Annotated in this window: 25 protein-coding genes and 1 pseudogene; 13 read left to right on the top strand and 13 right to left on the bottom strand. The window is 41.6% G+C overall.

The features are described from left to right. Positions 1 to 248: 248 nt before the first annotated feature. The gene (locus A361_RS23615) at positions 249 to 1,658 is read left to right on the top strand and encodes an alanine/glycine:cation symporter family protein (protein ID WP_019380045.1); all 1,410 of its coding nucleotides are present in this window, start codon (positions 249 to 251) and stop codon (positions 1,656 to 1,658) included. A gap of 58 nt (positions 1,659 to 1,716) precedes the next feature. Here the strand turns inward: A361_RS23615 and A361_RS23620 are convergent, their stop codons facing one another. Next, the gene (locus A361_RS23620; RefSeq protein ID WP_019380044.1) at positions 1,717 to 1,968 is read right to left on the bottom strand and encodes a hypothetical protein; all 252 of its coding nucleotides are present in this window, start codon (positions 1,966 to 1,968) and stop codon (positions 1,717 to 1,719) included. Between the two features lie 179 nt (positions 1,969 to 2,147). On the opposite strand from A361_RS23620, the gene A361_RS23625 reads away from it, so the two are divergent. From A361_RS23625 to A361_RS23645, 5 genes are all read left to right on the top strand, one after another. Then, a complete protein-coding gene (locus tag A361_RS23625; protein WP_019380043.1) occupies positions 2,148 to 2,921 on the top strand; it encodes an SDR family oxidoreductase in 774 nt (257 codons plus the stop codon). Between the two features lie 39 nt (positions 2,922 to 2,960). After that, a complete protein-coding gene (locus A361_RS23630; RefSeq protein WP_019380042.1) occupies positions 2,961 to 3,362 on the top strand; it encodes a hypothetical protein in 402 nt (133 codons plus the stop codon). Then, positions 3,363 to 4,388 (top strand): alpha/beta fold hydrolase, encoded by a 1,026-nt coding sequence (locus A361_RS23635; protein WP_019380041.1) that lies wholly within the window; start codon positions 3,363 to 3,365, stop codon positions 4,386 to 4,388. 331 nt (positions 4,389 to 4,719) lie between these two features. Further along, complete coding sequence (locus A361_RS23640; RefSeq protein WP_019380039.1) at positions 4,720 to 5,250, top strand: phosphatase PAP2 family protein; 531 nt, start codon at positions 4,720 to 4,722, stop codon at positions 5,248 to 5,250. Between the two features lie 101 nt (positions 5,251 to 5,351). Beyond that, a complete protein-coding gene (locus A361_RS23645) occupies positions 5,352 to 5,873 on the top strand; it encodes a MerR family transcriptional regulator (protein WP_019380038.1) in 522 nt (173 codons plus the stop codon). Between the two features lie 41 nt (positions 5,874 to 5,914). Here the strand turns inward: A361_RS23645 and A361_RS23650 are convergent, their stop codons facing one another. The 4 genes from A361_RS23650 to A361_RS23665 form a co-directional block, all read right to left on the bottom strand. Continuing rightward, positions 5,915 to 6,511 carry a sulfite oxidase-like oxidoreductase gene (locus A361_RS23650; protein ID WP_026041571.1) on the bottom strand — a complete coding sequence of 199 codons (597 nt, stop codon included), beginning with the start codon at positions 6,509 to 6,511 and terminating at the stop codon, positions 5,915 to 5,917. A 95-nt stretch (positions 6,512 to 6,606) separates the two neighbouring features. After that, entirely contained in the window at positions 6,607 to 7,917 is a 1,311-nt protein-coding gene (locus A361_RS23655) for a Na+/H+ antiporter family protein (RefSeq protein ID WP_019380036.1), read from the bottom strand. A gap of 292 nt (positions 7,918 to 8,209) precedes the next feature. Then, the gene (locus tag A361_RS23660; protein WP_019380035.1) at positions 8,210 to 9,712 is read right to left on the bottom strand and encodes a leucyl aminopeptidase; all 1,503 of its coding nucleotides are present in this window, start codon (positions 9,710 to 9,712) and stop codon (positions 8,210 to 8,212) included. A gap of 91 nt (positions 9,713 to 9,803) precedes the next feature. Next, positions 9,804 to 10,181 carry a DUF309 domain-containing protein gene (locus A361_RS23665; protein ID WP_009331678.1) on the bottom strand — a complete coding sequence of 126 codons (378 nt, stop codon included), beginning with the start codon at positions 10,179 to 10,181 and terminating at the stop codon, positions 9,804 to 9,806. 134 nt (positions 10,182 to 10,315) lie between these two features. Between A361_RS23665 and A361_RS23670 the strand changes: the two genes are divergently transcribed. The 3 genes from A361_RS23670 (at position 10,316) to A361_RS23680 (ending at position 12,386) form a co-directional block, all read left to right on the top strand. Further along, positions 10,316 to 10,981 (top strand): hypothetical protein, encoded by a 666-nt coding sequence (locus tag A361_RS23670; protein WP_019380034.1) that lies wholly within the window; start codon positions 10,316 to 10,318, stop codon positions 10,979 to 10,981. A gap of 128 nt (positions 10,982 to 11,109) precedes the next feature. Continuing rightward, on the top strand, positions 11,110 to 11,586 hold the full coding sequence (locus A361_RS23675; RefSeq protein WP_009331680.1) for a divergent PAP2 family protein: 477 nt from the start codon (positions 11,110 to 11,112) through the stop codon (positions 11,584 to 11,586). Between the two features lie 14 nt (positions 11,587 to 11,600). Further along, positions 11,601 to 12,386: a cobalamin-binding protein gene (locus A361_RS23680; RefSeq protein ID WP_019380033.1), complete on the top strand. Its 786-nt coding sequence runs from the start codon at positions 11,601 to 11,603 to the stop codon at positions 12,384 to 12,386. A 51-nt stretch (positions 12,387 to 12,437) separates the two neighbouring features. Here A361_RS23680 and A361_RS23685 read toward each other — a convergent pair whose 3' ends face one another. The 5 genes from A361_RS23685 to A361_RS23700 form a co-directional block, all read right to left on the bottom strand. Next, positions 12,438 to 13,154 carry a 3D domain-containing protein gene (locus tag A361_RS23685; protein ID WP_009331682.1) on the bottom strand — a complete coding sequence of 239 codons (717 nt, stop codon included), beginning with the start codon at positions 13,152 to 13,154 and terminating at the stop codon, positions 12,438 to 12,440. 192 nt (positions 13,155 to 13,346) lie between these two features. Further along, positions 13,347 to 13,670 (bottom strand): YuiB family protein, encoded by a 324-nt coding sequence (locus A361_RS23690; protein WP_009331683.1) that lies wholly within the window; start codon positions 13,668 to 13,670, stop codon positions 13,347 to 13,349. Positions 13,671 to 13,905: 235 nt separating this feature from the next. Then, positions 13,906 to 14,031 (bottom strand): YuiA family protein, encoded by a 126-nt coding sequence (locus A361_RS30060; protein WP_019380032.1) that lies wholly within the window; start codon positions 14,029 to 14,031, stop codon positions 13,906 to 13,908. A 160-nt stretch (positions 14,032 to 14,191) separates the two neighbouring features. After that, the gene (locus tag A361_RS23695) at positions 14,192 to 14,683 is read right to left on the bottom strand and encodes an NUDIX domain-containing protein (protein WP_009331684.1); all 492 of its coding nucleotides are present in this window, start codon (positions 14,681 to 14,683) and stop codon (positions 14,192 to 14,194) included. A 102-nt stretch (positions 14,684 to 14,785) separates the two neighbouring features. Further along, complete coding sequence (locus tag A361_RS23700) at positions 14,786 to 16,003, bottom strand: NAD(P)/FAD-dependent oxidoreductase (RefSeq protein ID WP_009331685.1); 1,218 nt, start codon at positions 16,001 to 16,003, stop codon at positions 14,786 to 14,788. 401 nt (positions 16,004 to 16,404) lie between these two features. On the opposite strand from A361_RS23700, the gene A361_RS23705 reads away from it, so the two are divergent. Further along, the gene (locus A361_RS23705) at positions 16,405 to 17,403 is read left to right on the top strand and encodes an NAD(P)/FAD-dependent oxidoreductase (protein ID WP_009331686.1); all 999 of its coding nucleotides are present in this window, start codon (positions 16,405 to 16,407) and stop codon (positions 17,401 to 17,403) included. A gap of 180 nt (positions 17,404 to 17,583) precedes the next feature. Here the strand turns inward: A361_RS23705 and A361_RS23710 are convergent, their stop codons facing one another. Continuing rightward, positions 17,584 to 17,946, bottom strand: coding sequence for a HesB/IscA family protein (locus A361_RS23710; RefSeq protein WP_019380031.1), 363 nt, complete (start codon positions 17,944 to 17,946; stop codon positions 17,584 to 17,586). Between the two features lie 194 nt (positions 17,947 to 18,140). Here A361_RS23710 and A361_RS23715 point away from each other — a divergent pair, with 194 nt between their 5' ends. After that, the gene (locus tag A361_RS23715) at positions 18,141 to 18,836 is read left to right on the top strand and encodes a DUF2225 domain-containing protein (protein ID WP_019380030.1); all 696 of its coding nucleotides are present in this window, start codon (positions 18,141 to 18,143) and stop codon (positions 18,834 to 18,836) included. A gap of 131 nt (positions 18,837 to 18,967) precedes the next feature. Here A361_RS23715 and A361_RS23720 read toward each other — a convergent pair whose 3' ends face one another. Next, positions 18,968 to 19,207, bottom strand: coding sequence for a YuzB family protein (locus A361_RS23720; RefSeq protein WP_019380029.1), 240 nt, complete (start codon positions 19,205 to 19,207; stop codon positions 18,968 to 18,970). 276 nt (positions 19,208 to 19,483) lie between these two features. Here A361_RS23720 and A361_RS23725 point away from each other — a divergent pair, with 276 nt between their 5' ends. Continuing rightward, positions 19,484 to 20,551 (top strand): NAD(P)/FAD-dependent oxidoreductase, encoded by a 1,068-nt coding sequence (locus tag A361_RS23725; protein WP_009331691.1) that lies wholly within the window; start codon positions 19,484 to 19,486, stop codon positions 20,549 to 20,551. Between the two features lie 253 nt (positions 20,552 to 20,804). Here A361_RS23725 and A361_RS23730 read toward each other — a convergent pair whose 3' ends face one another. Beyond that, a complete protein-coding gene (locus tag A361_RS23730) occupies positions 20,805 to 21,128 on the bottom strand; it encodes a YuzD family protein (protein ID WP_009331693.1) in 324 nt (107 codons plus the stop codon). Between the two features lie 182 nt (positions 21,129 to 21,310). Between A361_RS23730 and A361_RS23735 the strand changes: the two are divergent. Then, positions 21,311 to 21,532, top strand: a pseudogene (locus A361_RS23735) (NifU family protein); the annotation flags it as partial. Positions 21,533 to 21,559: the final 27 nt, after the last annotated feature.

Here is a 21,559-nt window from a genome sequence, read left to right on the forward strand (position 1 = left end):
TTTCTATCCTATTATATTATACCTCAGGTCCCACCCGGTACTCTACCAAAGCCTTCAAGCCATTCGACAAAATTCGGGCGGTACCTGTAAACTTTTTTTGAAAGATTCCCAATAGTTTTACTTCTCCTATTTGACTTGAAGTTATATTCAGATAATTTTACAATAGGACATGTTCACAAAAAAATCATATTTTAATAGGTTTGTTCACAGCAATTGAAAGCGTTAACATCTGGGAGGCGATGAAATTTATGCTTGAGGCGCTTAATAAAATTAACGGGGTGCTCTGGGGCACACCAAGTTTGATTTTGCTTTTTGGCACTGGTGTTCTTTTAACATTCATGCTGAAAGGCCTTCAATTCAGAAGGCTGATATATGCGTTTAAATTAGGGTTTACCAAAGAAGGTCAGGCTGGGTCTAATGATGAGGGCGATGTCAGTAACTTTAAGGCGCTTATGACAGCTCTCGCAGCAACAATTGGCAATGGTAATATCGCCGGTGTTGCCACTGCGATTACACTTGGCGGACCAGGGGCCATCTTCTGGATGTGGATTGTTGGTCTGCTGGGAATGGCAACCAAATATGCTGAGGCATTACTGGCAATGAAATACCGAGTGAAAAACGCAAATGGAGAGTACTCCAGCGGACCGATGTATTATGTAGAACGCGGTCTTGGCAAAAAGTTCAAATGGCTTGCAGTTGCATTTGCAATCTTCGGAGCATTTGCAGCACTTGGAATCGGCAACAGTGTTCAATCGAATACCATTGCAGCTGTTATGGACACTTCATTTGGAATAAATAATTGGATTACAGGCGTTATTCTTGCTGTACTGGCTGCTTTAATCATTTTTGGCGGCATTCAGCGTATAAGTACAGTTGCTGGATTCTTTGTACCCGTCATGGCGGTGCTTTATATTGGCGGTGCTTTAATTATCCTGGCAGTTAATTATGATCAAATCATTCCTGGTTTCCAGACTATCTTCTACTATGCCTTCAATCCGGTTGCAGCGACTGGCGGTTTTGTCGGTGTTGTTGTATCTGAAGCGATCAAGAATGGTGTTTCAAGGGGGATTTTCTCTAATGAAGCCGGTCTTGGTACAGCAGCGCTTATCGCAGGCAACGCAAAGACAGACCACCCTGTAAAACAGGCTCTTGTTGCAATGACTGGTACATTCATTGTTACAATTGTTGTTTGTACGATGACTGGATTAGTGCTTATCATGACTGGTTTCTGGGACACAACTGGCGGATTGATCTCTGGTGTGGCACATGACGGCAGCCTTGACGGCGGGGCATTAACAAGTGCAGCCTTTGCCCATGTACTTGGAACAGCGGGTGAATATATCGTTGCATTCTCTGTTATATTCTTCGGTTTCTCAACAATCGTCGGCTGGTATGTATACGGCGAAAAATGCTTTGAGTACCTGGTTGGCACAAAAGGAATTATGGGATACCGTGCCATCTACATCTTTGCGACTGGAATCGGTGCGGTTGCCAACTTAACTACCGTTTGGGCTTTCGCTGACATGGCAAATGCATTAATGATGATTCCTAACTTGGTTGCATTAATCCTTCTAAGCAAAGTGGTTGTTAAAGATACTAATGAATTCTTTGAAAACCACTATAAAGCGGCTAATAAGCAGCTTAAGAATGCTGGCTGATATATTAAAACAAACACAGGTCCTGGATCTGTGTTTGTTTTTGTTTTAAGCTGTGTTCCTAAAATATCTCCCGCTGGAATCCCAAACATGCATTTTTTTCGTGAATATAGGCAAATATTCGATAGTGATAGAGAAAATCGTCAGTTACTATTCCTTCTCCTTCAAAAGAATAAGCATCTATAAAAGCTTCTATTTTGTCTTCATCCTCTTCATCCCATACCCCGGTCAACCAGACTTTATAGGCAAGTTTGCTGTTTAAAGCGTGATATCCGCTTTCTTCAAAAAGTTCCTCTATTTGCTCCCTTTCCACCTTTTAAGCCTCCCTTCTCGTATGTTATCCATCCTTTTCTGTTTTTAACTTCTTTATGCATTTTGGGACAAGGCAAATATACAATTTTAGCACCACATGGGGTTAACTTGTCTATACTATATCGAAGTCTATTTTATTCAGAAGGATTGATTTTAAAAAAGACTAAGGGAGGGATAACGATGGAATTGAACGAGTTATTTCATTTAGGCAATAAAACAGCAATTGTAACAGGAGGAGGCCGAGGACTCGGCGAGCAAATGGCAAATGCACTTGGGGAAGCAGGAGCAAATGTAGTCATCTGCTCACGCAGCATTGAAGCATGTGAGCATGTCAGAAAAAGCCTTGAAGCAAAGGGAATTAAATCTCTGGCGATTGAATGTGACATAACCAATGAGGAAGACATCCAAATCGTCATCAGCAAGACCTTAGAGACATTTGGAAGCATCGATATTCTCATTAATAATAGCGGGACATCCTGGGTTGCGCCATTTCTTGAACTGCCTGCTGATAAATGGGACAAAGTCATGAATGTGAATCTAAAGGGGCTGTTTTTATTTTCACAGGCTGCGGCAAAAGTGATGACGAAGCAGGGCAGCGGCAAAATCATTAATATTTCTTCTGTAAATGGAATGAGGGGTACACATTCCGCATTTCTTGATGCAATTGCCTACAATACAAGTAAAGGAGCTGTTATTGCACTTACAAAGGATTTAGCTGTAAAATTGGCACCTGCCGGCATTCAAGTAAACGCTATTGCTCCAGGATTCTTTCCTACAAGAATAACAAAGGTCCTGGAAAAATCGAGTCCAGTTATTCTTGGAAAAATTCCTGCCGGAAGGTTTGGAAGTGAACATGATTTAAAAGGAGCAGCTGTCTTTTTATCCTCCAAAGCATCTGATTACATGACTGGACAGGTTTTAGTCGTAGATGGAGGAATGACAGCATCCCTCTAAGTCCGTTGATTGGTTGACTTCATAGAAAGGAGAATGTTTATGTCTATTAACCATACTGAAGCCCTATTACAGGCAATAAAAAAGTTAGGGACAAAAGTGGAAAGAGAACTGAATGAATCCATTCAGAACTCTATCAACAAAGAAGAAATATTTAAAAATCTAATCACCCGTTCCGAGGTGACCGCAGCAAGCATGAAAAAACTCCAGGAAGCCATTGAGACACTATCCATCCCTCTTAATTTCCCTACCAAGACTGACGTGGCAAATGCAGCAAAATTAACTGTGCAGGCGGAAGAAAAAATGGACCTGATTGACGAAAAAGTCATAGCTTTGGCTCAATCACTAGAGGAAATAAAAAAGGCACTTGGCAGTCCTGATTTAAAGCAGTCGCTGGATCAGGAATTGCAATCTTCCAGCAGCAGTGAAAGCGCGGGAAAATAAATGGATCAAAATACAGCTTCCAAAAAACTGCATGGATTCTTTAAGACCATTCTCCAGCCCCCGGAGACCCATTCAACTCCAAGGACTGCAGTTTGGAAAAGAAATAAGGCTACTCTCTGGCACTATGCCCCTTCCAGTAAAAAATACAAAATTCCAGTTTTCCTTGTATATTCGCTCGTCAATCAGCCCTTTATTCTAGATCTTTGTCCGCAGAACAGTTTAATTAAGGCTTTGACCAACAGCGGATACGATGTTTACTTGCTGGATTTCGGGATTCCCGGTTATGAGGACAAAGAGATTACGATGGACGATTATATTACTGAATACATCCAGAAGGGGGTAAAAAGAGCTTTATATCACGCCAAAGCAGAAGAAATAACCGTTATGGGCTTTTGCCTGGGCGGCACTTTTGCAGCCATTTATGCGGCCATTGCGGATGAGCCGGTCAAAAACTTAGTATTATCTGTCGCACCGGTTGACTTCAGCATCGTCCCTGTCTTTGATAAATGGGCAGAAGAATTGCGGAATGGAGAAGGCAGCCTGGACTCCATTTTTGAAGCATGGGGACTTATACCACCCTTTGCCATCAAATCAGGAATGCGGCTTTTTACTTCACCCATTTATTACTCCCCTTATTTGTCGCTACTGGCCAGGGCTGACGATGAAGCATACGCCTCCCGGTGGAAACGTTTCAGCCACTGGACCGATGGCCATATTCCATTTGCAGGGGCAGCACTAAAGCAAATCAATTATGACCTTTTGAAAGAAAATAAGCTTGTGAATGGGACCTTAACCGTCGGTGAAAGGAAGGCGGTGCTAAGTAATATCAAAGCCAATTTACTCGCTGTTGCTTCGGATCATGACCGCCTTGTACCAAAAGAACAGATTTTTCCGGTCATGAACCTGACCTCAAGTACTGACAAAATTTTCCACCTGCTTCAAGGGGGGCATGCCAATCTGACTTCAGAGGGAAAAGTTCCTGACTATCTGGACAAATGGCTGTCATCGCGCTCGGGACAAATATAATATTCAATTTCCCCTGTCTCTGCAGGGGATTCACTTTTAAAGGAGGTATCTTAATGATTTTATGGAATTATCCAAGTTATATTATAAGCGACCACACTATCAGTGCCTATATGGGTTTTGCTTCATATGTGTTTAAAGATTTATTCTATGTATAGCTTTTAAAAACCATGCAATTGCTGCATGGTTTTATTAATTTTAATATCTTTACTAAATTGTGTTTTTAAGTTCTGGGTTGCAAATAATAAAAAATGAACAAAAGGCAGAAGTCCCCTCCATAAAGAGCGCCTGAGAGAGAAATCTGCCCAATGACAAGAATAGAAGGAGACTAATAATGGACATGAAGATTTTTAAGGCAATCAACCGAATGTCCGGACGTATTGCTTTCATGGACTTTTTAATGATTCTTATATCAAATAGGGCAAGGTATTTATTTTTATTCGTACTGGTATGCATGTGGCTGGCAAAAGGTTCCTCCAAAACAGCCGCAAAAAAAGCTGCTGCAGCTTCCCTGATCGCTATCCTGGTTAACAAGATCATTAAAATTTGTTATTTTAAGCCCCGCCCCTTCATAAAAAACAAGGTTGGCATATTGATCCCAGCCAAAAGAGATTCCAGTTTTCCAAGCAAACATACAGTGGTGTCGTTTGCTGCTTCTATCGTCATTTTTTACGGCAATCGATTTATAGGTCGTATTTTGCTGTGGGTATCAGCTCTTACAGGTTTCGCGCGTATCTGGGCTGGCCACCATTACCCTTCCGATGTAATAGGCGGTGCCCTTATTGGCGGAACAATAGGCTGGATGACAGAAAAATGTTTACATTTGAATTTGAAAGAAGGAAATCAGGATGATAAAAAAATGTAAAATCCTCACTTTCTTTGCCGAATGAAAACTTGTTTTGTCAGCTGGGAAGGACTTCCCGTTATCCGGATAGAATCCATTGTGAAAACGGGAGGGGATTCAGAATGAATACAAGTGCTGCAGCCAAGTTGTTAGGAGTTTCGCCAAGCACTATTCAGCGATGGGTTAAACAACTGGGACTCCGGACGGAACGGAATGAACTAGGCCATTACTTATTTAGCGAAGAAGACATTAACCTGCTAAAGCAGGTGCAGGACCAGCTTAACCAGGGGATTATATTGCAGGACGTTACGGTAAATGGCAAAAAGACCAGAAAAGGTACGGTCCAGGGCGAAACAGCTGAACCAGCCATGGAGAAAATTTATTTGAAGATCAGCGAGCTTGAGCAGCGGCTGAACGGAAAAGCGGATGATGTTGTCTCCTATCAGCTGCTGCAGCACCGCAGCGAAATAGAAGAGCTGCAAAAAGAGAATGCACGCCTGCTTAAACGGATTGAGGTTCTTGAAGCCAGGACAGCTGTAAAAAGCCGAAGCCTCCCCGCTGATACCCTTTTGGTTTTTGATCAGGAGAAGCCCAGAAAAAAATTAAAAAAGAAAAATATTTTTACTATGCTATTTGGATTTTAATGGGCATAAAAGCGTTACGGCATGTAACGCTTTTATGTTGATTAATCATCCCAGCTGAATCGCTGCTCACGGAAGGGGTCACCATAGTTGTGATAGCCGTTTTTCTCCCAAAAACCAGGTTTGTCAGTTTCAGAAAACTCGATGCCTCTAATCCACTTTGCACTTTTCCAAAAATAAAGATGCGGAATCACGGCTCTTAGTGGAAATCCATGCTCAGGAGTCAGGAGCTCACCGTTATGAGTATGGGCAAGCAGACTGGTGCTTTTTAAAAAATCTTTAATGGGGAGGTTCGTTGTCCACCCTTCTTCCGCATGGAGAATTACAAATTGGGCGATTTCTTTTACGCCTGCCCGCCTGGCAATTTCCGTGGCGGAGACTCCCTCCCAAACATTATCAAGCTTTGACCAGCCCGTAACACAGTGGATATCATTTTTGTACTGTGTCTGAGGAAGGTTCATTACCTCCTCATGCGAAAAGGATAATTCCTTTTCCACTTCCCCAAATATCTGCAGACTCCATTCCTGCATATCCTTATAGTGCGGAACATTTCCATAGTGAAGTACAGGAAAGGCAGTCGTCACATTTTGATTTGGCGGTACCCGGCTTGAGGTCTGTTTTCTGATTTTCCCGAAATACACTGAAGCCACCTCAGTTCTTTTTCCTTTATCGTACCCTACTTTTCGGACTGATAAAAGCAATGAGAAAGCAGCCCCCTTTATGGAAGCTGCTGATTTTATAAGATAATTGCCGCCAGCCATCCAAACAGGATGAGCGGAATGTTGTAGTGAAGAAATGTTGGTACACAAGTATCCCAGATGTGATTGTGCTGTCCATCTGCATTCAAGCCCGCTGTTGGCCCCAATGTACTGTCTGACGCAGGCGAACCGGCATCTCCAAGAGCAGCGGCTGTCCCTACTAGAGCAATAGTTGCCATCGGACTGAAGCCAACCTCTAGTGCAAGAGGCACAAATATGGTTGCAATAATCGGGATGGTTGAAAATGAAGATCCAATTCCCATTGTAACAAGTAAGCCGACAAGGAGCATAAGCAATGCAGCAAGTGATTTATTATCGCCGATGATTCCTGCCGCCTGTTCAACCAGGCTTTCAACATCGCCTGTTTCTTTTAATACATCTGCAAATCCAAATGCAGCCAGCATGACAAATCCAATAAATGCCATCATCTTCATGCCCTCTGTTAAAAGCTGATCTGCCTCGTTCCATTTAATAGCACCGCTGATATAAATAACTAAAATACCTGTCAGCGCCCCAAAGATCATTGAATCCAGCTGCAGCTGTACAATGAGAGCTGCTGCAATCGCAACGAGAGAAAAAATAATGCCCTTTTTTGAATAATTGCTTTTCTCCGTCTCCATTAATTCTGATGGACGATAATCCCTTTTTTTACGGTAAACAAATAATGCAATTAAAAGACCAGCAGCCATGCCGGCTACAGGAATAAGCATGGCTTTCGGAATGTCTGCCATCTCTACTGCCAATCCGCTATTCTCCATATTTTCTGCGAGTATCCCGTGGAAAATTTGGCCAAATCCCGCAGGAAGCAAAATATACGGAGCTGTCAAACCAAATGTCAATACAGATGCTATCAGCCGACGGTCCATTTGGAGCTCATTCATAACCTTCAATAAAGGCGGAATTAATATCGGAATAAACGCAATATGAATTGGAATCAGATTCTGAGAAAAAATAGACATTAATAAAATGGAAAATATAATGAGTGCTTTTGATAAAGTTTTCCCTCTGGATTCCCCGTCTTTTCCGACCTTAGCCAGGACCCAGTCCACTAATAGATTCGGAAGCCCGGTTGCGGAAATGGCTAAAGCAAATCCGCCCAATAACGCATAACTTAATGCAACCTCTGCACTGCCGCCGAGCCCATTTGAAAAAACTTCAATGGTTTTATCTATGCTTAAACCGCCTGCCAGCCCGCCTGCCAATGCACCAGCCACAAGGGCAAGAACCACATTGACACGCAGAAGGCTGAGAACAAGCATGATTAAAACTGCAAGTATAACTGCATTCATGATGATACCCTCTTTCTGTACTTATGTCCCATTATACTTTACTATGCTAAATTGGTAGAGAACTAAAACACAATTATTAAACTATCATATTTCCACTTTTCGTGTCAATGATTTTAGGCAGATTCAGAAATGGGAGTTTACGCCAAGACGCTGTTTTGGCCGATAAATCGACGGTTTTAGCCCCGTATTTTTGGTAAACCGGCCAGTAAAGTTCATTTTTACAGTGCCAAGTCAATTTAGGCTAAAAAACTGTATAAAAAAACTCCGGATCTCTCCAGAGTCTGTTTCATCGTTATTTTACTTCAAATCTTTCAACAAGCAGTGCCAATGTACGTACCATAACGCCTGTAGCCCCGTCTGGTCCAAGATCATGGCTTTTTGATGTTGTGGCTGTACCGGCAATATCAAGATGCACCCATGGTGTGTTCTCGGCAAATTCACCGACAAATCCTCCGCCCATAATGGCATGGCCGGCACGTCCTGGCGAATTGTTAAGATCCGCAACTTTGCTGCTTCTGATTCTTTCTTTATCTTTTTCAAAGAGAGGCAGGCGCCAGATTGGTTCGCCAGCTTCATAGGATGCTTCCAGCACCTGCTCAAACCACTCTTCATTATTGGTTAATGCACCTGTTGTTTCTTCCCCCAGTGCAACAATGACACCGCCAGTCAGAGTGGCAACATCCACCAGGTAGTCCGCTCCATGATGCTTTGCATATGTTACCGCATCAGCAAGAGCCAGACGCCCTTCTGCATCCGTGTTAAGAACTTCAATGGTTTTCCCGCTCATGGATGTGATGACATCATCCGGCTTAAACGCTGTTCCGCTCACCATATTATCTGTAGAAGGAATAACAGCGACAACATTTTGTTCAGGCTTCAGTTCGCCGATGACTTCCATTGCGCCAAGCACAGCCGCCGCTCCGCCCATATCGGTTTTCATACCGACAATGCCGTCCTTTGGTTTAATGGAGTAGCCTCCTGTATCAAAGGTAATTCCTTTGCCCACCAGGCCGATGACATCCTTCCATTCTTCCTTGCCCTGATATTTAATGACAATCATCTTAGGAGGCTCTGCTGATCCCTGATTTACTGCCAAAAGAGCACCCATGCCAAGCTTAAGCATATCCTCTTTTTCAAGTATTTCCACTTCAAATCCGTATCTCCATGCCAGTTCAGAAGAGTAATTTGCCAGATCAGTGGCGGTCAGCATATTGCCTGGCAGGTTGACTAATGTACGGGCTGAGTTCGTTCCTTTTCCGTGTGCATACCCTACTGTAAGGGAGGCCTTTACATCTTCCTCATCTGCGGCTTCGCAATAAACAGCAATACTTTCAATATCTTTTTCGGGTTCGTTCGATTTCTGTTTGTAATCTTCAAACTTATAGGTGGAAAGCGCAAACGCCTCGCTGGCTGCATGGGCTGCATCAAGCGCATCTACATTTCCTCCAATAAATGTATCAAGGTAAACACCCGCATTTTGAAGCTTGGACGATTTCACTTCCTTAAATGCCCTGCCCAATGCTTCACGCAACCCTTCAAAGCTGAATTCTTTTTCTTTTCCAAGGCCTACTGTAATTAATCGTTTGGCCCCAATTTTTCCAAAAGTATGTATTTTTGCAATGGCTTTTTTCTTGGCAGAAATATCTCCGCTTTTTACCAAATCTGTCAGCTGGCCGTCAAATTGGTCATCTGCACGGGCCAGTACACCTTCAAGCCTGGCTGGTTTATCGAAGACACCAACGATCAGGCATTCCTGTTCGGCTGAGAAGTCAAATTCTTTCTTTACTGAAAACATTTCTGGCACCCCCATAATATCTTTTTCATCTTATTATATCGAAAATACTGAATTATTTCGACTATCTAATTTTATGGCATTTCTATTTTTGCTAATCTTCCAAATATAGGACCAGCTGCGGCAGCTTAGGAAGAGTTTCTATCATTTCAAATGGCAGCCGATCGATATTTTCCGGAAAAATAGTAAGGCATTCTTCAATAAACCCATACACATGCTCAAGATTAATCCCCCAGTGTTTAGGCCGGTAAGACTGCAAGTATTCCTGCGCCGCCTGCATCATCAGCCTTGCTCCTTTGACATTGCCGTATTCATAATGATAAATGCTGACACTCATTTGCAGCAGACCTTTCAGAAATAAATTGCCTTTGTCCGTCATCCACATTTCCTCAAGAAGATCATGGCATGTGTAATAGTCACCTTCATTGAAACTGACAAAGAATTCGTAGTATTCAAGAGGATAATCTTCCATGAAACCACCCCATATTCAGGACTTCCTATCACTATCATTTTAACAAAAAGAATAGAGACTATCCTATATATACAATCCTTAAGTATATTCTTTAATTATTGGGTAAAGAAAATAGAGACAGAAAGGAGAACGTTATGGATCCTCTATTATTTGCCGCCTTCTCAGCAGGATATATCCTGCTGTTCTTCTGGGCGCTAAGCACTGTTAAGGACAGCGGCCTCATTAGTGCTGTCTTCCTGCTTCCTGTACTTCTGGGGTTAATTTACGATAACGGAATTCTGGCTGCTGGCCGTTTTATCGGGGAGGGCAATACTTTAAAATATCTGAATTATGCCCGTTTTTGGATTCACTCCTTTTTCACGCCACTGCTTGTACTCTACTCCTGGAATACTTTAAAACAAGCAGATCTAGAATGGGCCAAAACAGGCACATTTAAATGGATTGCCTATTTGCTTACTGTAGGATTAATTATTCTGGAACTTGCTGCTGAGGTATTCGGACTTAAACTGGAAGCAAGGCGGGAATATGGTGTTCTCAGCTATTCAGATACAGAGGCACCAGGCGGCCCTCCCGTTATGGTACTGATCGTATCTGCTGTGCTGCTGGCGGCATCTGTTGTTATTTGGCGCAAACAGGGCTGGTTCTGGTTTTTTGCCGGAGCTGTATTGATGATTATCGGAAGCGCCATTGATATTCCAATTGAAAGTGCAGCTGCAGTGAATGCCTTTGAGTGGCTTCTTTTGTTTTCCCTGACAGCAACATCGTATTTTCAAAAAAAGCATCGTTTAACAAAAACTTAAAATAGATCAGCTTGCAGGAAGGAACAATCTGTTGGAGAATATTAGTTAGTATAGCTTTCGGCAGTTCCTTAAAAAATGCCTATTCGAAGCTGCAGCGGGAGTATCATACACTCAAGAGGTGGTCTCATATGGAGTTATTGACAAATTTTCCTTTATGGTCTGCATTGGCAGCCATCTTCTTTGCCCAATTTGTAAAAGTGCCCATTCAATTCATTGCCACCCGGAAAGTGGATTGGTCCCTTTTGACAAGTACTGGAGGGATGCCCAGCTCACACTCAGCAGCAGTAACTGCCCTTTCAACCGGGGTTGCACTAGAGACCGGAATGGAATCCGCTGTTTTCGCTGTCTCAGCCGTTTTTGCCATTATCACAATGTTTGATGCTACCGGAGTACGGCGTCAGGCTGGTGAACAGGCGATTGTACTAAACCAGCTTGTTGCCGACTTCAATAAATTCGTTGAAGAAGCAAAGACATGGCAGAAGAAAGAAGGCCAAGAAAAACAGAAAGAATTGAAGGAGCTGCTTGGCCATAAGCCGATAGAAGTTCTATTTGGCGGCCTGACTGGAATCCTATTGACTTTAGCTCTTCATTATTTATTTTCCTGAGGGTGTGATTTAATTTGAAAATCCTTTCTTTATGCCCAAGCAACACGGAATTAGTGGAATACTTGGGATTTACTGATATGCTCGCGGGGGTGGACGATTATTCGGATTGGCCGGACCGAATATCCAGGCTGCCCCGGCTGGGCCCTGACTTGTCTATTAATATGGACAATGTGGAGAAATTAGAGCCTGATCTTGTGCTGGCATCCCTTAGTGTACCCGGCATGGAAAAGAATGTAGCAGAGCTTGAAAAAAGGCAGATTCCCCACATTGTTTTAAATCCTCAAAGCCTGGCAGATATTGAACAGGACCTGATACTGACAGCAGAGAAAATCGGAAAGCCAGAAAGAGGTATTTTGGCTGCTGAAGAGTTTGCGGCAAAAATTGAGGCACTTAAGCTCATCTCAAGCAGAATTGAAAATAAACCGAGCCTCTATTGGGAATGGTGGCCCAAGCCTGTATTTACACCCGGCAAAGTCAATTGGCTGACGGAAATCAGTGAAATTTCCGGTGGAATGAATTTATTTAGGGATATTGAGCTTGCGAGTGTCCAGACCGATTGGGAAGATGTCCTGAATCGGCAGCCGGATTATATTTGTCTCGCCTGGGTCGGTGTCAGAAGAGAAAAGGTAAATCCGGATATTGTCCTGAAACGTCCAGGCTGGAGTGAAATGGAAGCAGTTAAGCAGAACAGAATTCTGGTTCTGGAAGAAGAATTTTTTTGCAGGCCTTCACCTCGGCTGATTGAAGGAGCCATAAAATTAGCTAAAAAAATCCACCCGCAGGCATTTTCTAAGATATAAAAATAAAAAGGCAAATCCGATTATTCCCGCGGATTTGCCTGCATTCCGTATTTATTTTTTCTCAGATTTAATATATTGCTGTCTAAAAACCTGCATGGATTCATTTTCATTCAGTAACATTAATTCTTCTTCAGTCAGGGTACCATCGCCCATTTCAACGATGTAAACATCGAGTGTTTTCTTTCCCCAGTTATTATAAACATCATCTACCGTTTCATAATAGAGGTCCAATTTATTCCCCTTAATAGCACCGCCTTTATCGGCTACAACACCATACCCATAACCCGGGACAAACAGGATCGTTCCAATCGGAAAAACATTTAAATCTGCTGCAACTGTAGAGTATAAATCTCTTTTAACTTTAACCCCTGAGTATGTAATTCCAAAGGACGGGTGATCCGGATTTTTGCCTGTCGACTCGTAAAATGCCGTATATCCAGTAGCTATTACTTGTTTTTTCTGATACTGCGACCAGTCAATCGATTCTTCCAGTGTCGGCGGCTGCTCAATTGCTACAGCTTCACTCGCAGAAATCTTAGGTTCCAGACTCACTGCCTGCTTCAAAAACTTAAATGCTACGCCAACCGATTTTAATGTATGGTCAAACTTTGAATTTCCATCTTCGCCAGCTTGTTCAGCATCACTTTGATGCAGCTGAACAATTGATCGGGCTTCCACTCCGGAAATCGAATGGAATGTTGTCAATAACGCGCCTATAAATAAGGCTGACATTACCGAACGTTTCATCCATATTTTTAATTTGCTCATCTATTACACTCCTCCCAAAGTTATTCATTTCCCATCTTCGAGAGAAATATTCATAACTTATGGGAGCGGAAGCCTCCGGGCATCCGTTTTTAGACAGGCTAAAGCCAGTAATAGCATAGGCTTGGGCGATTTGATCACACTAATCAAAAAAAATAAAAAATCCCTGCCGTCAGCAGAGATTTCAAATCAAATTTAAAACATCCGATATCCTTTTTTACGGAGCAGCCTAATGGTAATTCCGGCAACGATGGCGCCTGCCATTCCGCTGCTTAATATGAGGATGTCAGCCAGAGCGAGGCTGGACAATTCAACGCCAAGACTGGAAAACGATTCTCCCGGGTCCTGAAAATACTCAATAAAACGAACTTTATCGATGATAAAGATAGCGATAATTGGATAAATAATGGCCATGATCCAGGACATTCTTAACAGCATATTTAATATAAAACCTATTCCAAAAAACAGCACAAAAAATAGAAGCATTGAAATAGGCAAAACGAAAATCGTCATTTGCATGAACTTATTTCCTCCCTTAGCACATCAATATTTAGTGTACTTTAATGTAGATTAGGGAGTCAACAAGAAAAGTAGGCGGGCCAGCACACCCGCTATTTAGAAAACTGGAAGCGCCTTGCCCATCCCCGAAACCTCGAGGGGGTAGTCTACTTTTGTTAGACAGTTATCTAACTTCAGAAATTATACATTCTTATCCTTTGAAAAGAAAAACTTCGCATTCCGCGAAGTTTTTGGTTTATTCCTTTTTCTTTCCTGTACCACCGCAGCAGCTGCAGGTTTCAGATCCACCTAACAATAATTGGAAATACCCTTTCCCAGAACAATACATACACTCTTTATTTTCATAATTCTTAGCTGTCATTTCATTCATCTCCTTTTAGATTTCGTAACTGAATTTTCTGATAATATACCAAGGATATGAAGAAATGAAAAGCACCATATTTCATGAAAAACTACCGTTGGAAACGCATACAAGCATAGTTTGCTTCATATTTCTCGTTCTATCTCTAAATTTCAGAAAATTATAAAAATAGTTTATATGCAGTGTATCCAAAAGTATCTCCGGGATTAATGCCGTTAATTAAAGGTTTTATGGAGGAATCAGAAGGATCTAATATGTATTTTAAAAGAACTGATGCATCCGGGTCTTCAGCAAGCTCTTTCGGATCGCGATACTGCACATCAAAAAGTTCACTTTCCTGAACTTTTAATGATTGTCCAGGCTCAGCTTCCAGCAAAAACAAAACCATATTATCACTGACCTCCCCTTTGAGAACACCTGTACGCAATCCAAGCAAGCCTTTCACTGAACATTTAATTCCTGTCTCTTCTTCAACTTCACGAACTGCAGCTTCATCAGCTGTTTCGCCCGGCTCGACAAATCCGGCAGGCAGAGACCATTTGCCTTTAAGGCCTCCGTATTTCTTTTTAACGACAAGCCAATAACCTTCAGGTGAAATAACGAGCCCTGAAACCGCCAGCCAGACCTTTCCCCGTTTATGTTCCACTCCCATCCGATAACCTCCTTTTTAACTAATTCTATCACGAAAATTTGTCCATTAAAAAAGGGACAGACTAAATAGTCCATCCCATTACTATATATGATAGCCGATTTATTAAAGAACGTTGAATTTACCTTTTTTCAATACAAGTGAAGGCCCGCCAACCATGTAAAGAGCACGGTTATCGATCATCTTCTTCATGAATGAAGCTTTTGTACCAACCATTTTCTTGCCGAATGCAACACCGATGGCATCGTGTTCACCAAGAGAACATACAGTACCTTTAATATCTGGAGTAAATGTTTCAAGTTCAGTTTTATTGCGGATTAAAGCAGTAATGTTTCTTGCACACACTTCACCCTGCTGCATAGCGATTTGCGCAGTAGGAGGGTATGGACGGTTAATTTCTTCATTGATGATTAATGAGCAGTCTCCGATGATAAACAAATTATCATGGCCAGGAGCACGCAAATCAGGCTGTACTTTTACACGTCCGCGCATTGCTTCAATACCGGAATTCTCAATAATAGAATTTCCGCGTACACCTGCAGCCCAGACAACAGTTGCAGCTTTGATTTCTTCTACTTCATCTTCGCCCTTGCCAACAATGATGCCTTCAGGAGTAGCTTCCTTAATAGCTGTTCCAATCATGAATTGTACGCCTTTTTTCTCTAAGTGAGAAACAGCGTAATTAACAAGCTCAGGATCGAAGCCAGGAAGAACCATTGGCGCTGCTTCCACGCAAATGATTTTCACTTTGTGGTAGTCCACATCGTACTCTTTGCAAAGCTCAGGAACACGGTTTGCCAATTCTCCAAGGAATTCAATGCCGGTAAAGCCTGCTCCGCCGACAACAATTGTCAGGCGCTCGTCTTTTTTCTCGGCGTCTGTATTGTAAGTAGCAAATTGATATTCAATATGCTCGCGGATCTGACGCGCAGCATTTACATTGACAATAGAAAATGCATGTTCCTTAAGTCCTTTAATACCGAATGTTTCCGGCTCAGCTCCTAGGGAAACAACTAGATAATCATAGTCAATTTCGCCACTTTCCAAAATGACTTTCTTTTCTTCTGTTTTAATTTCCAGAGCAGTTCCCTGAACGAATTCAACTTTGTTGCGGTCAATAACATCTTTTATATCATAGCGTACACGATCGTGATGAAGTGTTCCGGCTGATGCTTCATGCAGCCATGTTGTTTCATAATGGTAGTCATTCTTGTTCACTAAAACGATTTCTGCTTCGTTTGTTCCTACAGATTTCTGCAAACGGGTTGCAACCATCAAACCGCCGTAGCCTGCACCGAGGATAACAATCTTTGGCTTTCTCAAGTGTATCACTTCCACCTTTTTTAAGTATTTTCTAATGTTTTCTTATCTTCCACTGCTTTATATTTTTTATAGCAAAAAACATAAAAAAACTTTGTGATGTTATTCACGAACTAGTTCAAAAAAACTCAACAAAATTGTCATAAAATATTAACATTATTCCTCCATTACATCTTATTCTACTTCATATAGTTTTTCAAGCCTAAAAAAATAGACGAAAAACTTAAAAATTTTAAGAAAAATTAAAGAAATATACGTGTTTTTAATTCAGGATCTCCATTTGAAATCTTCCAATTATTCATAATATTTACTTATTCATAATATTTACCTCGATTGATGAGGTTTTAAACGATTTATGTTAGAATAAAGAGTGGAATTTCAATACATACGCGGGGGGATATTGCATGAAAGAAGATCAAAAGGTGTATGACATAACCATCATTGGCGGGGGGCCAACTGGTTTATTCACTGCTTTCTACGGAGGCATGAGACAAGCATCAGTAAAGATTATTGAGAGCTTGCCGCAGCTTGGGGGACAGTTATCTGCTCTTTATCCTGAAAAATACATATATGATGTTGCCGGCTTCCCGAAAGTCCGCGCCCAGGAATTAATTGATAACCTTAAGGAACAAATGGCTAAATTCGAGCCTACTGTATCACTTGAACAATCTGTTGAAAAATTAGAGAAACAAGCTGATGGAACATTTAAGCTTACGACCAATAAAGAAGTGCATTACTCAAAAACCATCATTATCACTGCCGGCAATGGCGCGTTCCAGCCTCGCCGTCTAGAACTTGAAAGCGCAGCTCAATACGAAGGCACGAACCTTCATTACTTTATTGATGATTTAAGTCAATTCGCCGGCAAGAAAGCAGTTGTATTCGGAGGCGGGGATTCTGCAGTAGACTGGGCTTTAATGCTTGAGCCTATCGCTGAAAAAGTAACGATTGTACACCGCCGCGATAAATTCCGCGCGCATGAGCATAGTGTAGAAAATCTGCAGAACTCTAAGGTCGAAATCAAAACACCTTATGTGCCTGCTGAGCTTATCGGTGACAGCGAAGGAATCAAACAAGTTGTCCTCGAAGGTGTTACTTCAAAGGAAAAAGAGGTATTCGATGTTGATGCTGTAATCGTAAACTACGGATTCGTTTCCTCCCTTGGCCCAATTAAAGAATGGGGTCTTGAAATTGAAAAGAACTCCATTGTTGTTAACTCAAGAATGGAAACAAATATCGAAGGCATATATGCTGCCGGTGATATCTGCACATACGATGGAAAAGTGAAGCTTATTGCCTGCGGTTTCGGTGAAGCGCCAACTGCAGTGAACCACGCAAAATCCTACATCGATCCAAAAGCGAAAGTCCAGCCAATGCACAGCTCTTCCATGTTTGGCAAATAAGAAATGCGGAAGCTCCTTGCTTACCCAGATACATCGAGGAGGCAGGCTGCTTGCGCAGGACAGTTATCAGCTTTCTTGCGATACAAAAGGACGGCCCTTCGGGGACCGTCCTTTTTTGAGATTACAAAGATATAGTTCGAAATTATTCCAGTAACTGTCTAGAAGCGTTAAAGGCAGTATTTAGCACTCTTCCGGAGTACCTGTATTTGAAGCGGTACGGAAAGATGACCCACAACCACAATTTGCGATTGCATTAGGATTATCGATTGTGAATCCGCCGCCCATCATCGATTGTTTGTAATCAATTTTTGTGCCTTTTAAGATAGGGGCGTCTTCCTTGCTGACAAGAACCTGGATACCATAATGCTCTGACTGGATATCATCCTCCTCGACTTCATGGGCAAACCCCATTCCATAGGAAAGTCCGCTGCACCCGCCTCCTTTAACGGCTACACGCAAGAATGCATCTTCTTCCTCATTTTGTCTCATCATTTCTTTTATATGCAAAGCTGCTGCTTCTGTTATATCCACAACTTGTTCCATGTTATTCCCTCCTGTACACGTAAGGATATTTCTATATATATAGTATATACAGTAAAAGGTATGTGCTCAACTTAAGAGGCTTTTTCTTTTTATTGCCTTTTCAGAACACTGTTTAACGAATAGTTCTTTATGCCCTCAAACCAAACAATACATGATACAATAGTCATACTCATTATATTCGGAGGTGGCATTCTATGCAGCAATTAAAGCCTACTTATGATAAAAATTGCGGATGCAGAGTCTGCAGAGAGAGTTTCACCACCAAAAAAACCCGCTCCCGATTTGTAAAAATATTTAATTATGACAGTGATTTTTGCCCAATTTATTCTGATGAAAGCATGAATCCTCTTTTATATTATATTAACACTTGCCCTCATTGCGGCTACTCAGAATCAGAGGACTTTTCCCCTTATTTTCCGCCTGGTGCCCTGGACATGATTAATTCTAAAGTTGTAGATGCCTGGATACCCCAGGATTATTGCCAGGACCGCACCATCCCTGTTGCAATCAACGCCTATAAGCTGGCTATTTATTGCGGTACTTTAAAAAGGGAGAAGCATATTATTATGGCTGGTTTATATATCAGGCTGGCCTGGCTCTTCCGGAGTATAAAAAATGATAATCAAGAACAGAGATTTTTGAAACTTGCTCTAAAAGAATATTCGGAGTCTTATATGTCAGATGATTTTAAAGGATCATCTATTTCTGAAACGAGGATTTTCTATCTGATCGGAGAGTTATCCAGAAGGACACATCAGTCTGAACAGGCTGTTAAATACTTTTCAAAAGTAATTGAACTGCAAAGCCGCTCCACTGAGCCTAAATTAATTGAAATGGCAAGAGAACGCTGGCATGAGATGAGACAGGAACAAAAAACTGCCGGCAACTAAGGAAAGCAGAAGAACCTTGCCCGCCCCCGGCAACTCGAAGGGGCAGGCTGCTTGCGCCAGACAGTTATTCAAGTGGTTACTTTCTTACTTTTGACACAAGAAAAAGGAGCGAAATTTAATCGCTCCTTTTATTAAAACATTGGATTTTCATCCAGATATTGATATATATTTTCAACCAGTTCATCTGGCGTATCTCCAGTAACCACTTCTCCGTTCACAAGCGCAAAAAGAGTGCTTGCACATTTGCCGCAATACCCAAGACAGCCATATTCTATGACATCCAGGTCATAATCCTTTTCCAGCTTTTCAAGCGCTTTTTGAGAGCCGCTGGCCAAATTGCTGATGCAAAATTCGATGATTGGCTTAATCACATCTTTCACCTCTCTACCCTGTTAATGCTACCTTTTTTACTTGAGTTCTGCAAGAAATGGATTCCATTCTCTCCTTTAAAGTGCACATATTTACCACTTCATGTCGTTTATTGTCAAGTTTCCTGCTGATATGTGTTGTGATTTTGACACAATTTCGTTATACTTTTTATGGGTTTGAGGTTATTAATATCATTTATTTATTTTTTTAAGATAACTAATTAACGTTATTTGAGTTCGGCGAAAGTAAACAGTACGGACATAAAGGGGAAATATACTATGAAAAATCTTGTGATACTTGGCGGAGGTTATGGCGGTATGAGGGCGCTTGCCCGCCTTTTGCCTAATCAGCTTCCTGATGATGTCTCCATTACACTAATAGATCGTGTTCCTTATCATTGTTTAAAAACTGAATATTACGCTCTTGCTGCAGGCACCATTTCCGATCAGCATGTGCGTGTATCATTCCCTGAACATCAAAGATTGACCATTAAATACGGTGAAGTGACGAAAATCAGCATAGAGGAAAACAAGGTTTATCTTCAAGGCGAGGAGCCTGTTTTATATGATGATATAATAATAGGCCTTGGTTGTGAAGATAAGTACCATAATGTTCCGGGAGCCGACATTCACACATATAGCATTCAAACAATTGAAAAATCCAGAAGAACGTATGAAGCTTTAAATAATCTATCACCAGGCTCTGTTGTTGGAATTGTGGGTGCAGGATTAAGCGGAGTAGAACTGGCTTCAGAATTAAATGAAAGCCGTCCGGATTTGAAAGTCAAATTGTTCGATAGAGGGAAGCATATACTCTCTGCATTCTCTGAAAGATTAAGCACATATGTAGAAAATTGGTTTCTAGAACATAATGTAGAAATTATTAACCAATCAAATATTACTAAAGTAGAAGAAAAAACCCTTTATAATCATGACGAAGCAATCCACTGTGATGCCATCGTATGGACAGCCGGCATCCAGCCGAACAAAGTGGTTCGCGATATGAATGTGGAAAAGGATCAGCAAGGACGGGTAGTTTTAACGAAGCATCACAATATCCCTGGAAATGAACATGTCTATGTCGTAGGAGATTGTGCAAGCCTTCCGCATGCACCAAGTGCCCAGCTTGCTGAAGGGCAGGCAGAGCAAATCGTTCAAATCCTATTGAAACGCTGGAAAGGTGAGGAACTCCCTGAAACATTGCCAGTAATCAAACTTAAAGGAGTTCTTGGATCATTGGGCAAAAAGCACGGATTCGGTCTAGTCGCAGAACGCCCTATCACAGGACGTGTTGCCCGCCTGCTAAAATCGGGGATTTTATGGATGTATAAATACCATAACGGATAAGAGGGCCCATTGCGGGCTCTTTTTTTTACGTTTGAACCAAAGTAGCGCGGATAACGATAGAGATCGATTTATATTTGCGCCATTACTTTGCTGAAAAATTAATTTGAAAGGAAGTGACCGATAAAGTAAAAATCTGACCGATATTCTGGTATAAATACTGTAGAGATGAAAATTCAACTTCAATATCCAGCAGAATCAGCTGAAACTCTTACCAAATAAAAAAATGAGCATCCCTTTCGATGCTCATTTTTTATTAAACTGCCTGGTATCCGTACTTTTCCATTTCCGCATAGATTGTTTTTAATTTCGGATTGCCTTCACCAACAATTTCATCCTCAATCAGGACAACCGGGTAAAACATATCCTCCTCAATCACTCTCAAGGCGAACTCTTTTTTGTTCTCTTCTTCGGGCGGATTATGAATGTCAACATACACAATTTTAAAAGGCTGGTTGGCAAATTTGCGGGATACTGCCGCTTCCAGCCATTCATATGTCTCCTTGGATGATGGGAGATTCACACAGCTTGGACAAAGCTGTTCTGCACCATACACAGTGATTTCAATTTCTTTTTTCAATCTTCTCTCCCCCTATGCAAAACTTGTTCTTACCTTCATTTTACAACATTAACAAAGAGCAAACCTAATAAAATATTCTCCTAATGAGTGGAAATTACGCTCTTGGAATAGATTTTTAAGACTGATTTGATTATAATAAATATATGGAAAGGAGTCGATTTCACATGGCAGAACAAACGACTATGACTGAACAAGTTCAGGAAGTATTAGATAAATTGCGCCCATTCCTTCTTCGCGATGGCGGGGACTGTGAATTGGTGGATGTTGAAGATGGCATCGTTAAATTGCGCCTTCTTGGTGCATGCGGCAGCTGCCCAAGTTCAACGATTACGTTAAAAGCCGGTATTGAGCGCGCTCTTTTAGAAGAAGTACCTGGTGTAGTCGAAGTAGAACAAGTATTTTAATTTTACCTTACAAAAAGCGATGTCGGC

The sequence above is a fragment of the Cytobacillus oceanisediminis 2691 genome (genome assembly GCF_000294775.2).
In the GTDB taxonomy this organism is placed as follows: Bacteria; Bacillota; Bacilli; order Bacillales; family Cytobacillaceae; genus Cytobacillus; species Cytobacillus pseudoceanisediminis.

Bases quoted from the DNA above. Each gene is read 5' to 3' on its own strand.
- A361_RS23675 (WP_009331680.1), top strand. From the start codon at position 11,110: ATGGAGTTATTGACAAATTTTCCTTTATGGTCTGCATTGGCAGCCATC.
- A361_RS23635 (WP_019380041.1), top strand. From the start codon at position 3,363: ATGGATCAAAATACAGCTTCCAAAAAACTGCATGGATTCTTTAAGACC.
- A361_RS23705 (WP_009331686.1), top strand. From the start codon at position 16,405: ATGAAAGAAGATCAAAAGGTGTATGACATAACCATCATTGGCGGGGGG.
- A361_RS23685 (WP_009331682.1), bottom strand. From the start codon at position 13,154: ATGAGCAAATTAAAAATATGGATGAAACGTTCGGTAATGTCAGCCTTA.
- A361_RS23615 (WP_019380045.1), top strand. From the start codon at position 249: ATGCTTGAGGCGCTTAATAAAATTAACGGGGTGCTCTGGGGCACACCA.
- A361_RS23690 (WP_009331683.1), bottom strand. From the start codon at position 13,670: ATGCAAATGACGATTTTCGTTTTGCCTATTTCAATGCTTCTATTTTTT.
- A361_RS23665 (WP_009331678.1), bottom strand. From the start codon at position 10,181: ATGGAAGATTATCCTCTTGAATACTACGAATTCTTTGTCAGTTTCAAT.
- A361_RS23715 (WP_019380030.1), top strand. From the start codon at position 18,141: ATGCAGCAATTAAAGCCTACTTATGATAAAAATTGCGGATGCAGAGTC.
- A361_RS23710 (WP_019380031.1), bottom strand. From the start codon at position 17,946: ATGGAACAAGTTGTGGATATAACAGAAGCAGCAGCTTTGCATATAAAA.
- A361_RS30060 (WP_019380032.1), bottom strand. From the start codon at position 14,031: ATGACAGCTAAGAATTATGAAAATAAAGAGTGTATGTATTGTTCTGGG.
- A361_RS23640 (WP_019380039.1), top strand. From the start codon at position 4,720: ATGGACATGAAGATTTTTAAGGCAATCAACCGAATGTCCGGACGTATT.
- A361_RS23725 (WP_009331691.1), top strand. From the start codon at position 19,484: ATGAAAAATCTTGTGATACTTGGCGGAGGTTATGGCGGTATGAGGGCG.
- A361_RS23660 (WP_019380035.1), bottom strand. From the start codon at position 9,712: ATGTTTTCAGTAAAGAAAGAATTTGACTTCTCAGCCGAACAGGAATGC.
- A361_RS23630 (WP_019380042.1), top strand. From the start codon at position 2,961: ATGTCTATTAACCATACTGAAGCCCTATTACAGGCAATAAAAAAGTTA.
- A361_RS23645 (WP_019380038.1), top strand. From the start codon at position 5,352: ATGAATACAAGTGCTGCAGCCAAGTTGTTAGGAGTTTCGCCAAGCACT.
- A361_RS23670 (WP_019380034.1), top strand. From the start codon at position 10,316: ATGGATCCTCTATTATTTGCCGCCTTCTCAGCAGGATATATCCTGCTG.
- A361_RS23695 (WP_009331684.1), bottom strand. From the start codon at position 14,683: ATGGGAGTGGAACATAAACGGGGAAAGGTCTGGCTGGCGGTTTCAGGG.
- A361_RS23625 (WP_019380043.1), top strand. From the start codon at position 2,148: ATGGAATTGAACGAGTTATTTCATTTAGGCAATAAAACAGCAATTGTA.
- A361_RS23655 (WP_019380036.1), bottom strand. From the start codon at position 7,917: ATGAATGCAGTTATACTTGCAGTTTTAATCATGCTTGTTCTCAGCCTT.